Source organism: Rhizobium sp. 01L419 (assembly GCF_056400025.1).
On record NZ_JBFTSM010000005.1, the window covers coordinates 210,008 to 223,207 of the forward strand.

A 13,200-nucleotide genomic window follows, 5' to 3' on the forward strand; every position below is an offset into this window, starting at 1 on the left:
TTAACATGCTTTAAGTCTGCCGCAAAGCCAGAAAATCAACCGTTCGTGATTGCTCAACACGCTATTGGGTGAAATTGGCGGCCGCGGCAGCTAATCGTTTCAGATCATGGCCATGCCGCCGTTTACGTGCAGCGTCTGGCCCGTCATATAGGCCGCTTCCGAGGAGGCCAGATAGACGACGGCAGAGGCCACTTCGGCGCCGGTTCCCATGCGCTTCATGGGGATCGCACCCATGATCGTTTCCTTCTGCTTATCGTTCAGCTTGCCGGTCATGGCGCTTTCGATAAAGCCCGGAGCGACGCAGTTGACTGTCACGTTGCGGGTGGCGATTTCCTGGGCCAGCGACTTCGAGAAACCGATCATGCCGGCCTTGGAAGCGCAATAGTTCGCCTGTCCCGGATTGCCGGTCACGCCAACGATTGAGGTGATGTTGATGATGCGGCCGTAACGGCGGCGCATCATCGGATGGGTGAGCTCTCGCGTCAGGCGGAAGGTCGCCGTCAGGTTCACTTCGAGAACGGCATCCCAGTCCTCGTCGCTCATGCGCACGAAGAGACCGTCCTTGGTGATGCCGGCGTTGTTGACCAGGATATCGACGCCTTCGAGATCGGCTTCCGCCTTCTGGCCGAGAGCCTTGACCTCGTCGCGATCCGACAGGTTCGCCGGGAAGATCTTCACGCGGTCACCGAGTTCGTTTGCCAAAGCCTCGAGCTTTTCGACGCGGGTACCGTGCAGGCCGACAATGGCGCCCTGCTTATGGAGAAGGCGGGCGATTTCTTCGCCAATGCCGCCCGATGCGCCGGTGACGAGAGCCTTGCGGCCGGAAAGATCGAACATGGGAACGTTCCTTATATGAAGTGGGGCAATCAGGCCGTGAGAGCGGCAATGGCAGCGTCGATATCGGCAGGGCCGTTTACAGAAACACCATTGATATTCTTGTCGATGCGGCGCGCAAGGCCGGTCAGCACCTTGCCGGCACCGAGTTCATAGAGCGTGGTGACGCCATTTGCGGCGAACCATTCCACCGTTTCGCGCCAGCGCACCTGTCCGGTGACCTGCTCGACGAGAAGTGCGGCGATCTCCTCAGCGTCAGTGACGGGAGCGGCGCGGACATTGGCGATGACGGGCACGACCGGATTGGTCTTCTTCACACCGGCGAGTGCCTCGCGCATGGCGTCTGCGGCAGGCGCCATCAGCTTCGAATGGAAGGGAGCGGAGACCGGCAGCAGGATGGCGCGCTTGGCGCCCTTGTCGGTCGCAAGGCCGGCGGCCTTTTCGACAGCCGACTTCTCGCCTGATATGACGAGCTGACCGCCGCCATTGTCATTGGCGATCTGACAGGAGCCGATGGCTGAAGCTTCCTCGCAGAGGGCCCGAACGTCGGCATGTTCGAGGCCGATGATGGCGGCCATGGCGCCGACGCCGACAGGTACGGCTGCCTGCATAGCATTGCCGCGGATGCGCAGAAGGCGGGCTGTGTCGGCGATCGAGAAAGTGCCGGCGGCACAGAGGGCGGAATATTCGCCGAGCGAATGGCCGGCGACGTAGGTGACCTTCGCCTTCAGATCGAGGCCCTTGGCTTCCAGAACACGGATGACGGCCATGGAGACGGCCATCAGCGCCGGCTGGGCATTCGCCGTCAGCGTCAGCTTGTCCTCGGGACCGTTGAACATCACGTCCGAAAGCTTTTCACCGAGCGCTTCATCGACTTCGTCAAACACGGCGCGGGCTTCCGCGAAATTCTCGGCGAGATCTTTGCCCATGCCGACGGCCTGGCTGCCCTGGCCGGGAAAAGTGAAAGCAATGGTCATATTCTGTCCCTCGATAGTGCCCATCGGGCCATTTCGCCTCCAATTGACATTCTTTCTTTCAGAGTCAAGTGGCGGCCCATTCTCTCCAAAGCCTTTCGCACCAGCGCTAAAGCCCGGTTTTTCCTCTTGCGCTTCATCAAATCCAGCCTAAGTTTGCGCAGCTCTTTCCAAGCCTTTCCTTTTCTAGCCCACCCCCAAGGTTCCCAATGAAATACAATAAATTAGGCCGCACAGATATTTCCGTTTCCGAGATTTGCCTTGGCACCATGACCTGGGGCACACAGAACAGCGAAGCGGAAGCCCATGAGCAGATGGACTACGCCGTCCAGGAGGGCGTCAATTTCTTCGATACTGCCGAGCTTTATCCGACCACGCCGGTTTCGGCCGAAACGCAGGGCCGGACGGAAGACTATATCGGCAGCTGGTTCGAGAAGACCGGCAAGCGGAAGGATATCGTCCTTGCCACCAAGGTTGCCGGAACCGGCCGCTCCTATTTGCGCGGCGGCGAAGGCGCCGATGCCAAGAACATTCGTATGGCGCTCGAGGCCAGTCTGAAGCGGCTGAAGACCGACTATGTCGATCTCTACCAGGTCCACTGGCCGAACCGCGGCCATTTCCATTTCCGCCAGAGCTGGCACTACGATCCTTTTAAGCAGGACCGCGCCAAAGCCGTCGCCAACATGACCGATATCCTGGAAACGGTGGGCGGATTGGTGAAGGAAGGCAAGATCCGCGCCTTCGGCCTCTCCAACGAGACGACCTGGGGCACGCAGAAATATGTGACGCTGTCCGAGCAACTGAACCTGCCGCGCGTCGCCAGCGTCCAGAACGAATACAATCTCCTCTATCGTCACTTCGATCTCGACATGGCGGAACTATCCCATCACGAAGACGTCGGGTTGCTCGCCTATTCGCCACTCGCTGCGGGTATTCTCAGCGGCAAGTACATCAACGGTGCGAAGCCCGAGGGCACACGCGCCTCGATCAACGGCGACCTCGGCGGCCGCCTGCAGCCGCTTCAGGAAGCACCGACTAAGGCCTATCTGGAGATTGCCGCCCGCCACGGCCTCGACCCGGCCCAGATGGCGCTCGCCTTCTGTCTGACTCGCCGCTTCATGACTTCTGTTATTATTGGCGCAACCTCGATGGCGCAGCTGAGAACGGATATCGGATCGACGAACGTGGCGCTCAGCAGTGATGTGCTTGACGAAATCGAGAAGGTGCACCGGCAGTATCCGATGCCGCTTTAAAGGCGTCATCACGTGGGCGCTCCGCGTCCTGACGCTTCTGGCTCGCAAGCGCATGACCGGCTTTTCTGCCATATGCGCTTGCCTTTCGCTCAAAAGTCCGTATAAGCGCGCCTGTTCGTTAACCCGGTCTTCTGGCTGGTGGCTGAACGGAGGGCCGGTTTGCATTTTGCAAATCGTTCGGAACGGAAGCGTTCCAGCCTCCCGTGTCTCCGCTCTCGACCGTCTCGGAAACGCTTTTCTTGCCAGGCGCCTGTCGCCTCTCAGGAGCAGTCGTTGAGGCTTAGCCGCCGAATGCCGGGTTCTGATCAAACGCAAGAAAGGCAAAGCTGTCATGGCTCTTTATGAACATGTATTCCTTGCCCGACAGGATATCACGTCGCAGCAGGTAGATGCCCTCGTAGAACAGTACAAGGGCGTGATCGAAGCAAACGGCGGTAAAGTCGGGCGTATCGAAAACTGGGGCCTCAAGTCCCTCACCTATCGCATCAAGAAGAACCGCAAGGCTCACTACGCCCTGATGGACATTGATGCACCAGCAGCTGCGATCCAGGAAATGGAACGCCAGATGCGCATCAGCGAAGACGTTCTTCGCTACATGACCATCGCTGTTGAAAAGCACGAAGAAGGCCCGTCTGCCATGATGCAGAAGCGCGACCGCGACGACCGTGGCCCGCGTGAAGGCGGCGACCGTGGCCCGCGCCGCGAATTCGGCGATCGTCCGCCGCGCCGTGACGGCGACTTCCAGCGTGGCCCGCGTCCTGATCGCGCTCCCCGCGAAGACCGTGTATAAGGAGATCTAAGAATGTCTGAATCTTCCTCCGCTCCGGTCCGTCGTCCGTTCCATCGTCGTCGCAAGACCTGCCCGTTCTCCGGTGCAAACGCTCCGCGCATCGACTACAAGGATGTCCGTCTCCTGCAGCGCTACATTTCCGAGCGCGGCAAGATCGTTCCGTCCCGCATCACGGCCGTTTCCCAGAAGAAGCAGCGCGAACTCGCCCAGGCGATCAAGCGTGCACGCTTCCTCGGCCTGCTGCCGTACGTCGTAGCCTAATCGAAATCGGAGCCTCGGATTTCCGATCCGGGGCTTCCTCCCTTCTGCGATGGGCGCGGATCGGAACCTTAAAACCCATGTTGAGGCATCTCCCGAACTCTCTCAGGGAAATCCTCTAACTGCTTAGATGAAGCAGGACAGCGAAGTGACACGACCTGACCCGAAAACGCTTGCGATCGGCGCACTCGCCGGATTGACCGCCGCCTTGCTGGTGCTTGGCGCGAGCATGCAGCCGTCGTTCAGTGCCGTGCTCTATGCCGCTTCCGCGCTTCCCATCCTGCTCGTCGGCCTCGGCTGGGGCAATGCGGCCGCGATCTCGGCCGTCGTCACCGCCGCAGCACTCGGCGCGATCGTCATCTCCCCATCCTTTGCGTTGGTCATGACGCTCGTGACGCTGTTGCCTGCCGGTTGGCTGAGCCATCTCGCCAACCTCGCGCGCCCGGCTTCCGAACTTGGCGGTCCCGACAATCTGCTCGCCTGGTATCCGCTTTCCGATATCCTGCTGCATCTGTGCGGCCTCGTTACCTTCGCGGTCATCGTGACCGGCATCATGATCGGCTACGGGCCTGAAATCACCGACCAGATGGTCGATGTGCTGATGAACTCCCTGCAGGAGCAGCAGCCGGCATTCGTTCCGGACCCGGTCGCGACCGCACAGACGAAGTCACTCGTCGTGCTGATGCTGCCGGCGCTGCAGGGCGGCATCTGGGTGGTGATGCTGTTTGCCGCCTATTACATCGCGACACGCATCGTTGCAGCATCCGGCAAGGGCCTGCGCCTGCGGCCGCGCGAGGACATCCCCTCCTCGCTGCGCATGAACCGGAATTCGATCTTCATCTTTCTCGCCGGTCTTGCCGCCACTTTCTTGGGCGGCATTCCGGCGATGATCGGCGCCACTGTCGTTGGAGCCTTCGGCGCCGGCTTCCTGATGTCCGGCTTCGCCGCGCTGCATTTCCGCACCCGCGGCAAGGACTGGCGCTTGCCGGCCCTGATCCTCTGCTACCTGGCATGCACCATGATGCTGCCAGCTCTTTTCATCCTCGTGCTCGGTCTGGCCGATACCCGCAAGGCGATCGCCCTGACCCCGACCAAGGATGCTGATGCCCCCAAACAACCCGATAGCGAAATCTGAGAATAAGAAAGGAAAAACAGCATGAACGTCATCCTCCTCGAACGCATCTCCAAGCTCGGCCAGATGGGCGAAACCGTAAAGGTTCGCGACGGCTTCGCACGCAACTACCTCCTGCCGCTCGGCAAGGCACTGCGCGCCAACGCTGCCAACAAGGCCCGTTTCGAATCCGAGCGTGCAACGCTCGAAGCCCGTAACCTGGAGCGCAAGTCCGAAGCCCAGAAGATCGCCGACGTTCTCGACGGCAAGTCCTTCATCGTCGTACGTTCTGCCGGCGAAACCGGCCAGCTCTACGGCTCTGTTGCTGCCCGTGACGTCATCGACGTTCTCGCTGCCGAAGGCTTCAACGTTGGTCGCAACCAGGTTCACCTCAACACGCCGATCAAGGCGATCGGCCTGCACAAGGTCGAGCTGCAGCTCCATGCTGAAGTTGAAATCAACGTCGAGTTGAACGTTGCCCGTTCGGCCGAAGAAGCCGAACGTCAGTCCAAGGGCGAAGAGCTCACTTCTGTCGACGCCATCTACGGCGTTGACGAAGATGCCCTGCGTCCGGAAGACTTCTTCGATCCGGAAGCCGACGGCGTTGACGAAGACGAAGCATAATTTCTGTATTCATGCAGAACGAAAAGCCCGGCCCTCGCCGGGCTTTTTTGTTCTTGCGAGATTTGAGAAGAAAGTCGGCTTTTCTGCTGCGCCTTTTAATCAAGGACGCTAAAATAACCGGATGCTGGAATGACGAAGTGAGTCGTCGCGGGCGGCGTGTCCCGCAAGTGACAGTCAGAATATTTTCTCCTCAGCGGATCCGCCGACTGTGGAGAAGTCGAACAACGTGCAAAGCGCAGCCGATTTGACGACCGCTTGAAAGCTATTGCCGCGCGACACTTGATTTTATGCGGCCCGCCCTGCAAATCCGAGTTTTGGAAAAGACAGTACGGATGACGATGAACGAAGCTGCACGAAAGATTGCCGCCGTTGCTCCCGCAGAGCAGCACTATCGCGAAGCACCGAACAACATCGAGGCCGAACAGGCGCTGCTCGGCGCCATCCTGATGAACAACGACGCCTATTACCGGGTATCGGATTTCCTCAAGCCCATCCATCTTTACGAACCGCTGCACCGGAAGATCTACGAGGTCGCCGGCGACATCATCCGCATGGGCAAGATCGCCAACCCGGTCACGGTCAAGACCTTCCTGCCGGCCGACGAGAAGGTCGGCGACATTACCGTCTCACAGTATCTCGCAAGCCTTGTTACCGGCGCGGTGACGATCATCAACGCGGAAGATTATGGCCGGGCGATCTACGATCTGGCGATCCGCCGCGCGCTGATCACCATCGGCGAGGATGTCGTCAACATCGCCTATGACGCGCCGCTCGACATGCCGCCGCAGGCACAGATCGAAGACACCGAACGCCGCCTGTTCGAGCTTGCCGAAAACGGCCGCTACGATGGCGGCTTCCAGGCCTTCAACGATGCAGTGGCACTCGCCATCGACATGGCGGCGGTCGCCAAGGAACGCGACGGCGGCCTCTCCGGCATTTCCACAGGCATTCATTCACTCGATTCCAAGATGGGTGGCCTGCAGCGTTCGGACTTGATCGTGCTCGCCGGTCGTCCCGGCATGGGCAAGACCTCGCTTGCCACCAATATCGCCTACAACATCGCTGCCGCCTATGAGGGCGAAGTGCAGTCCGATGGCGGCATGAAGGCGAAGAACGGCGGCGTTGTCGGCTTCTACTCGCTCGAAATGTCGTCCGAACAGCTCGCCACGCGTATCATCTCCGAGCAGACGGAAGTCTCCTCCTCGAAGATCCGCCGCGGCGACATCAACGATGCCGATTTCGAAAAGCTCGTCGCCTGCTCGATGATGATGCAGAAAGTGCCGCTCTTCATCGACCAGACAGGTGGTATCTCGATCGCCCAGCTTGCCGCGCGCGCCCGCCGCCTCAAGCGCCAGCGCGGTCTCGACGTGCTTGTCGTCGACTACGTGCAGCTGATGACCGGCTCCGGCAAATCCAACGAGAACCGTGTACAGGAAATCACCCAGATCACCACCGGCCTCAAGGCGCTCGGCAAGGAACTGAACGTACCGATCATCGCGCTGTCCCAGCTCTCCCGTGCCGTTGAAAGCCGCGAAGACAAGCGCCCGCAGCTTTCCGACCTTCGCGAATCCGGCTCGATCGAGCAGGACGCCGACGTGGTGCTCTTCGTATTCCGCGAGGAATATTACGTGAAGAACATGGAACCGCGCGATATCCACGATCCGAAATATCCGGAATGGGAAGCATTGTTCGACAAGGTGAAGGGCACGGCAGACGTCATCATCGCCAAGCAGCGTCACGGACCGACGGGTACGGTGAAGCTCGCCTTCCAGGCTGAGTTCACGCGCTTTGCCGATCTCGCCGACCCCTCCTTCACGCAGTATGAGGAACATTGACGCGGGTTTCCCGCGTCAATTTCTTTCTAGTGTCCTGCAGCTCGCAGCAAAGCCACTGTTGCAACGCCGACAACGACGCTTGCCAGCATCGGCAAGCGGGTGGCAGCGATTGCGGTGGCCACACATGCCAGCGTCTCCGCCCAGCCGGTCGCAAAGGCGGTCGGGGCGATGACAGCCATCAGCACGGCCGGTGGAATGGCTTCGATCGCCGTTCTCCTGTTCTCGTCAATCTCCACGTAGCGGATCAGCACGAGGCCGCTGATACGGGTGAAGATCGTTGCGGCGGCCATCGCGAAGATGGCGAGCAGTGTCGTGAGATCGAGCGTCATGCCGCCTGCTCCCTCGCCCTGCCTCTCCAGAGAGCCATTGCCAGCCCGGCCAACGCGCCGGCTGCGATATACCAGACACCCGGCACGAACTGGTGGACGGCAACAGCTGCAACTCCGCTTGCGGCGAGCACAGCGCCGGTTTCCGATCCCTTCCAGAAGCCCGTGACCAGCACGATGAAAACGGCCGGAAACGCGAAGTCGAGACCGATGACCGCGGGATCGCCGAGAAAGGCGCCGAGCAGCGCACCTATCAGCGACGAGCCGACCCAGGTGAGATAGAAAGGCGTGACGATGCCGGCGTACCATGCGGGCGTGAGCCGTGCCGTGCCGGCGCGGAATTCCGCCATGGCCCAGAGTTCATCGGCGAGGAATAGCATGGCGATATAACGTTTGATGCTGGAGAAGGACTGCATCTTCGTGCCGATCGAGGCGCTCATCAGCACGTGACGGATGTTGACGAGCAAGGCCGCAAAACCGACGCCGATCCAGCTTGCCGGATGTGTCCAGATATCCATCGCCACGAATTGCGATCCGCCGGCAAAGACGAGCGCGCTCATCAGCGTCGTTTCCAGGGCCGAGAGGCCCTTGGTGGCCGAAACTGCGCCGAAGACGAGGCCGATCGGCAGGACCGCGACGATCAGCGGAAAAATGGCGCGGGTTCCGGCAAGAAATTCGCCGGCTGGCCGGCTTCGCTGCAACATTGGCAATCTCCACATCAAGATGGCGGAGAGGTAACCGAGCCATGGCAGCCTGTATTGAACGAAAGTGATCAGCCGACGCGGAACTGACCGGGCGTGACGCCGGTGCGCGATTTGAAGTGGCGGGTGAAATGCGCCTGGTCGGCAAAGCCGCATTCAACGGCGACATCGGCCGGCATGCGGCCTTCCCTGAGCAAGCGCCGGGCCACAAGCACACGCCGGTCGGTGAGGAAGGCATGCGGTGTGATGTGATATTCCCTGCGGAAGGCGCGGATCAGATGGGCGCGGCTTAGTCCCGCTACCTTGGCCAGTTCCTCCAATCCTAGATCGCTGTCGAAATTCTCGATGAGGTAATCGCGGGCACGGGCCACAGCGCCGCGCTCCTTTGTATCGACCGGCAGGACGATCGTGCTGCCATAACGCGCGAAGATCGCAGCCAGCACCGAGAACATGCTTTCATCGGATTCCAGCGCGCCGGCGCCACTTTCAAGCGTGCTGTGCGCGGTGTGGAAGGCTTTCGCAAGCTGCGGATCGCGCGGCAGAGCCCCAGCAAAAGATGGCGTTGCGTTGAAGGCCTTGCCGGTGACATCCTCCAGAATATCGATGAAGAGCTTCGTATCCGGATAGATCATCCGGTAGCGATACCCCTCGCCGCCAGGAGTGCCATCGTGCACCACTCCGGGATCGATCAGATAGAGGTCGCCCGGACCGGTCTCCTCCCGTCTTCCGCGCAGCGTGGCGATCTGGCTGCCGCTTTCGATCGCGCCAATGCTGAATGTGTCATGCGCATGCGGGGCATATTCATGCGTCAGGAAGCTGGCGCTCAGGCATTCCATGTCGCGAAAGCGGCTATCCCGCCAGAAGCGGGCCGATTCCACCTTGGCGAGCGGCATGGCGTCTGCCGCCTCTTTCTGCGAAACGTTCTGCATCCGGTCAGATTAGCGCGCCGCCAACCGTCCGTCTTGAACAAAAGTGATCGCATGTGGGAAAGGCTGGTATGTCGCCCGCTGTGCTTTCTCTTTGCCACAATGCTCTTTAGAGTATTTGCAGCGATTTTCCTTTCCCTTTCAGCGCGGCGTTCATGACAGATTTTTCCATTCCCTTCGAAGACGACGACCTTTTTGCCTCTGCCGGCCTGCGGCTGACCGTCGATCTGACGGCGCTGACCGACAATTGGCGGGATATGGCGCGCCGCTCCGGAAAGGCGCGAACAGCCGCCGTCGTCAAGGCGGATGCCTATGGGATGGGGATCGAAGATGCCGGAGAGGCGCTCTACCTTGCCGGCGCGCGGGATTTCTTCGTTGCTACCGTCGATGAAGGTGTCACGCTGCGCATGTTTGCGCCGGAGGCGCGCATCTTCGTGCTTGCCGGCATCTGGCCCGGCACCGAGCGGCGCTTCTTCGAAAACGATCTGGTGCCGATCATCTCTTCGGAAGAGCAGCTTGCCTTCTGGATGGCGGTGCTTGCCGACTATGGCGACTACCCTTGTGCGCTCCACGTCGACACCGGCTTCAACCGGCTTGGCCTGACGATGGACGAGGCGATTGCGCTTGCCAACGACGTTTCGCGACCGGCAAGCTTTGCGCCGGTGCTCGTCATGAGCCATCTGGCCTGCGGCGACGACCATTCTTCGGCCATGAACAAGCAACAGCTTGAATCATTCCGCACGGTTAGCGCCGCCTATGAAGGTATCGATTCAAGCCTCGTGGCCTCCGGCGGCATTTTCCTCGGCGACGATTATCACTTCGATCTCACCCGGCCGGGCATCGCGCTCTATGGGGGGCAGGCCGTCAACGGCATGGCAAACCCGATGCGCCCGGTTGCGACCGCCGAGGCGCGTATTATCCAGATCCGCGCGGTCAAGGCCGGCGAGTCCGTCAGCTATGGGCAGGCGCTGCAGCTGAAACGCGACAGCCGGCTGGCGATCGTTTCGGCCGGTTATGCCGATGGCTATATGCGTAGCCAGTCGAGCGGCGGCGTGCCGCTGCGCCAGGCGGTGCCCCAGGGCGGACAGGGCTTCGTTGCCGGTCACAAGGTGCCGGTTGCCGGCCGCATCACCATGGATCAGACAATCTTTGACGTGACCGAACTGCCGGAGGGCGCAGTGCGCGCCGGCGACTATATCGAGCTGTTCGGCAAGAACATCCTCGTAGACGACGCGGCACGGGCCGCAGGCACGATCGGCTACGAGATGTTGACCAGCATCGGCCTGCGCCACGAGCGCAAATACGAGATGGAAGAAGAAGGATAGGACTCAGCGTGTCGTGAGCGCGAGGCGGACGCCAAGCGCCACGAGCAGCGCACCGAGGCCGCGATCGAGCCACAGGCCGATCTTCCCATTGTTCTTGAAAAGATCGGCAAGTCGGCCGCCGGCCAGGATCAGCGGCGGTTCGATGAAGACGGCGACGACGATGATGAGTCCTCCATGGACGGAGAGCTGCAGCCATGCCGGGCCGGCACCCTCGACGACGAATTGCGGCAGGAAGGCGAGGAAGAAAATCGCCACCTTCGGATTGAGCAACGAGACCAGCACGCCCTGCCGATAGATGCGCCGCCAGCCGTGCGTCTCGCTGGCCGCACGCATGAAGCCGCCCTCATCCTTCGAGCGCAGCGCCTGGATGCCGAGCCAGACGAGATAGATCGCGCCCACCCATTTGACGGTAGAGAAGGCGATTGCCGAGGCAGCAAGGATCGCCGACAGGCCGAAGGCGGCGAGAAGCACATGGATGCAAGCACCGGTCCAGATGCCGAAGACGGCCGAGAAGCCGGCCCGAGTGCCGCTCTTCATCGTATGGCCGAGGATGAAGGCCATGTCAGGACCGGGCGAGATGTTCAAAAGAACCGCCGCGGTGAAGAAACCGACCCAGTGAGCGAGCGAATAATCGAGCATGAGGCATCCTTTTAACAGGTGCCGATGCTGCCAGCCCGGCCGCTGATAGGAAAATCATTAGTTTTGATCGGTGCTGGAAGCCATTATCTAGGGCAAAAGTCCGATTCGGGCGCTTGCTGCGTCCCTTTATCCGAAAGCAGTCATTGATGGCCAAGGCCAGAACACAATTCATCTGCCAGAGCTGCGGCGCGGTACATAACCGTTGGGCCGGCAAATGCGAAAATTGCGGCGAATGGAACACCATCGTCGAGGAAGACCCGATGGGCGGCATCGGTGGCGGCCCTGCCAAGACGCCGAAGAAAGGCCGGCCTGTGGCATTGACGGCCCTCTCCGGCGAGATCGAGGAAGCGCCGCGCATCCAGACAGGTATTTCCGAACTCGACCGGGTGACCGGCGGCGGCTTCGTGCGTGGTTCGGCCGTACTCGTCGGCGGCGATCCCGGTATCGGCAAGTCAACGCTGCTGATGCAGGGGGCGGCGGCGCTTGCACGGCGCGGCCACAAGATCATCTACGTCTCGGGCGAAGAGGCGGTGGCGCAGGTGCGGCTGCGCGCCCAGCGACTAAGCGCCGCCGATACGGATGTTATGTTGGCGGCCGAAACCAATGTTGAGGATATTCTGGCGACGCTGGCAGAGGGCAAGCGCGCCGATCTCGTCATCATCGACTCCATTCAGACGCTCTGGAGCGAACTGGCCGAATCCGCGCCGGGGACGGTGACGCAGGTACGCACGGGCGTGCAGGCGATGATCCGCTTTGCCAAGCAGACGGGTGCCGCCATGGTGCTCGTCGGCCATGTGACCAAGGACGGGCAGATCGCCGGTCCACGTGTCGTCGAGCATATGGTGGATGCCGTCCTCTATTTCGAAGGCGACCGCGGCCACCACTATCGCATCCTGCGCACGGTGAAGAACCGCTTCGGGCCGACCGACGAGATCGGCGTCTTCGAAATGTCGGACAAGGGCCTGCGCGAAGTCGCCAACCCATCCGAGCTCTTCCTCGGCGAGCGCAATTCGAAATCGCCGGGAGCGGCGGTGTTTGCTGGCATGGAGGGCACGCGGCCCGTGCTCGTAGAGGTGCAGGCGCTCGTCGCCCCAACTTCGCTCGGCACGCCGCGGCGCGCGGTCGTCGGCTGGGACTCCGCCCGGCTATCGATGATCCTTGCGGTTCTGGAGGCGCATTGCGGCGTCCGGCTCGGCCAGCATGACGTCTATCTCAACATTGCCGGAGGCTTTCGCATCTCGGAACCGGCGGCGGATCTTGCCGTCGCATCGGCCCTTGTTTCCTCGCTTGCCGGTATTGCCCTTCCGGCCGATTGCGTCTATTTCGGCGAAGTCAGCCTGTCGGGCGCCGTCCGGCCTGTTGCGCAAACCGCTCAGCGCCTTAAAGAAGCCGAAAAGCTGGGGTTTTCGGCGGCTCTGCTACCGTCCGGTTCCGTCGATCTGCCGAAGGGCAGCGGCCGCTGGAGCGAGATCGAGAGCCTGCCGGATCTGGTCGCGCGCATTGCAGGGTCGAAAGGGGCATTGCAGCGTGTGGAAGAAGACGTTTGATCCTTCATCACCGATAACGGGAATGCTATAGGATCAGCCAAACAAGGCGCGACGCGG

14 protein-coding genes are annotated in these 13,200 nt (G+C 61.0%); 8 read left to right on the forward strand and 6 right to left on the reverse strand.

What is annotated here, in order from left to right; translation table 11 throughout:
• Positions 1-99 precede the first annotated feature (99 nt).
• The gene (gene fabG, locus AC1DUP_RS12705; protein WP_113311640.1) at positions 100-837 is read right to left on the reverse strand and encodes a 3-oxoacyl-[acyl-carrier-protein] reductase; all 738 of its coding nucleotides are present in this window, start codon (positions 835-837) and stop codon (positions 100-102) included.
• 29 nt (positions 838-866) lie between these two features.
• Positions 867-1,811: an ACP S-malonyltransferase gene (gene fabD, locus AC1DUP_RS12710; protein ID WP_477832815.1), complete on the reverse strand. Its 945-nt coding sequence runs from the start codon at positions 1,809-1,811 to the stop codon at positions 867-869.
• A gap of 206 nt (positions 1,812-2,017) precedes the next feature.
• Between fabD and AC1DUP_RS12715 the strand changes: the two genes are divergently transcribed.
• The 6 genes from AC1DUP_RS12715 (at position 2,018) to AC1DUP_RS12740 (ending at position 7,679) form a co-directional block, all read left to right on the forward strand.
• Entirely contained in the window at positions 2,018-3,061 is a 1,044-nt protein-coding gene (locus AC1DUP_RS12715) for an aldo/keto reductase (protein ID WP_477832816.1), read from the forward strand.
• 331 nt (positions 3,062-3,392) lie between these two features.
• On the forward strand, positions 3,393-3,851 hold the full coding sequence (gene rpsF, locus AC1DUP_RS12720; protein WP_477832817.1) for a 30S ribosomal protein S6: 459 nt from the start codon (positions 3,393-3,395) through the stop codon (positions 3,849-3,851).
• Positions 3,852-3,863: 12 nt separating this feature from the next.
• Positions 3,864-4,112 carry a 30S ribosomal protein S18 gene (gene rpsR, locus AC1DUP_RS12725; RefSeq protein WP_007531286.1) on the forward strand — a complete coding sequence of 83 codons (249 nt, stop codon included), beginning with the start codon at positions 3,864-3,866 and terminating at the stop codon, positions 4,110-4,112.
• A 145-nt stretch (positions 4,113-4,257) separates the two neighbouring features.
• Positions 4,258-5,244 (forward strand): DUF2232 domain-containing protein, encoded by a 987-nt coding sequence (locus tag AC1DUP_RS12730; protein ID WP_477832818.1) that lies wholly within the window; start codon positions 4,258-4,260, stop codon positions 5,242-5,244.
• Positions 5,245-5,265: 21 nt separating this feature from the next.
• Complete coding sequence (gene rplI / locus AC1DUP_RS12735; RefSeq protein WP_477832819.1) at positions 5,266-5,844, forward strand: 50S ribosomal protein L9; 579 nt, start codon at positions 5,266-5,268, stop codon at positions 5,842-5,844.
• Between the two features lie 338 nt (positions 5,845-6,182).
• The gene (locus AC1DUP_RS12740; protein WP_113295337.1) at positions 6,183-7,679 is read left to right on the forward strand and encodes a replicative DNA helicase; all 1,497 of its coding nucleotides are present in this window, start codon (positions 6,183-6,185) and stop codon (positions 7,677-7,679) included.
• Positions 7,680-7,705: 26 nt separating this feature from the next.
• Here AC1DUP_RS12740 and AC1DUP_RS12745 read toward each other — a convergent pair whose 3' ends face one another.
• The 3 genes from AC1DUP_RS12745 to AC1DUP_RS12755 all read right to left on the reverse strand — a co-directional run bounded on the left by AC1DUP_RS12745 (position 7,706) and on the right by AC1DUP_RS12755 (position 9,599).
• Complete coding sequence (locus AC1DUP_RS12745; protein WP_477832820.1) at positions 7,706-8,008, reverse strand: AzlD family protein; 303 nt, start codon at positions 8,006-8,008, stop codon at positions 7,706-7,708.
• Positions 8,005-8,709: an AzlC family ABC transporter permease gene (locus AC1DUP_RS12750; RefSeq protein ID WP_477832821.1), complete on the reverse strand. Its 705-nt coding sequence runs from the start codon at positions 8,707-8,709 to the stop codon at positions 8,005-8,007. Before AC1DUP_RS12750 ends, AC1DUP_RS12745 begins: the two co-directional genes overlap by 4 nt.
• A 68-nt stretch (positions 8,710-8,777) precedes the next feature.
• A complete protein-coding gene (locus tag AC1DUP_RS12755) occupies positions 8,778-9,599 on the reverse strand; it encodes an AraC family ligand binding domain-containing protein (RefSeq protein WP_477832888.1) in 822 nt (273 codons plus the stop codon).
• A 188-nt stretch (positions 9,600-9,787) separates the two neighbouring features.
• Here AC1DUP_RS12755 and alr point away from each other — a divergent pair, with 188 nt between their 5' ends.
• A complete protein-coding gene (gene alr, locus AC1DUP_RS12760; RefSeq protein WP_477832822.1) occupies positions 9,788-10,957 on the forward strand; it encodes an alanine racemase in 1,170 nt (389 codons plus the stop codon).
• 3 nt (positions 10,958-10,960) lie between these two features.
• On the opposite strand, the gene AC1DUP_RS12765 is transcribed toward alr, so the two are convergent.
• The gene (locus AC1DUP_RS12765) at positions 10,961-11,596 is read right to left on the reverse strand and encodes a LysE family translocator (RefSeq protein ID WP_477832823.1); all 636 of its coding nucleotides are present in this window, start codon (positions 11,594-11,596) and stop codon (positions 10,961-10,963) included.
• Between the two features lie 146 nt (positions 11,597-11,742).
• Here AC1DUP_RS12765 and radA point away from each other — a divergent pair, with 146 nt between their 5' ends.
• Positions 11,743-13,143 (forward strand): DNA repair protein RadA, encoded by a 1,401-nt coding sequence (radA, locus tag AC1DUP_RS12770; RefSeq protein WP_113295229.1) that lies wholly within the window; start codon positions 11,743-11,745, stop codon positions 13,141-13,143.
• Positions 13,144-13,200 lie beyond the last annotated feature (57 nt).

Excerpts from the sequence above, each read along its gene's own strand:
- AC1DUP_RS12745 (WP_477832820.1), bottom strand. The coding sequence starts at position 8,008 with ATGACGCTCGATCTCACGACACTGCTCGCCATCTTCGCGATGGCCGCC.
- radA (WP_113295229.1), top strand. The coding sequence starts at position 11,743 with ATGGCCAAGGCCAGAACACAATTCATCTGCCAGAGCTGCGGCGCGGTA.
- fabD (WP_477832815.1), bottom strand. The coding sequence starts at position 1,811 with ATGACCATTGCTTTCACTTTTCCCGGCCAGGGCAGCCAGGCCGTCGGC.
- rpsF (WP_477832817.1), top strand. The coding sequence starts at position 3,393 with ATGGCTCTTTATGAACATGTATTCCTTGCCCGACAGGATATCACGTCG.
- AC1DUP_RS12715 (WP_477832816.1), top strand. The coding sequence starts at position 2,018 with ATGAAATACAATAAATTAGGCCGCACAGATATTTCCGTTTCCGAGATT.
- fabG (WP_113311640.1), bottom strand. The coding sequence starts at position 837 with ATGTTCGATCTTTCCGGCCGCAAGGCTCTCGTCACCGGCGCATCGGGC.
- rpsR (WP_007531286.1), top strand. The coding sequence starts at position 3,864 with ATGTCTGAATCTTCCTCCGCTCCGGTCCGTCGTCCGTTCCATCGTCGT.
- AC1DUP_RS12740 (WP_113295337.1), top strand. The coding sequence starts at position 6,183 with ATGAACGAAGCTGCACGAAAGATTGCCGCCGTTGCTCCCGCAGAGCAG.
- rplI (WP_477832819.1), top strand. The coding sequence starts at position 5,266 with ATGAACGTCATCCTCCTCGAACGCATCTCCAAGCTCGGCCAGATGGGC.
- AC1DUP_RS12755 (WP_477832888.1), bottom strand. The coding sequence starts at position 9,599 with ATGCCGCTCGCCAAGGTGGAATCGGCCCGCTTCTGGCGGGATAGCCGC.
- AC1DUP_RS12765 (WP_477832823.1), bottom strand. The coding sequence starts at position 11,596 with ATGCTCGATTATTCGCTCGCTCACTGGGTCGGTTTCTTCACCGCGGCG.
- AC1DUP_RS12750 (WP_477832821.1), bottom strand. The coding sequence starts at position 8,709 with ATGTTGCAGCGAAGCCGGCCAGCCGGCGAATTTCTTGCCGGAACCCGC.
- alr (WP_477832822.1), top strand. The coding sequence starts at position 9,788 with ATGACAGATTTTTCCATTCCCTTCGAAGACGACGACCTTTTTGCCTCT.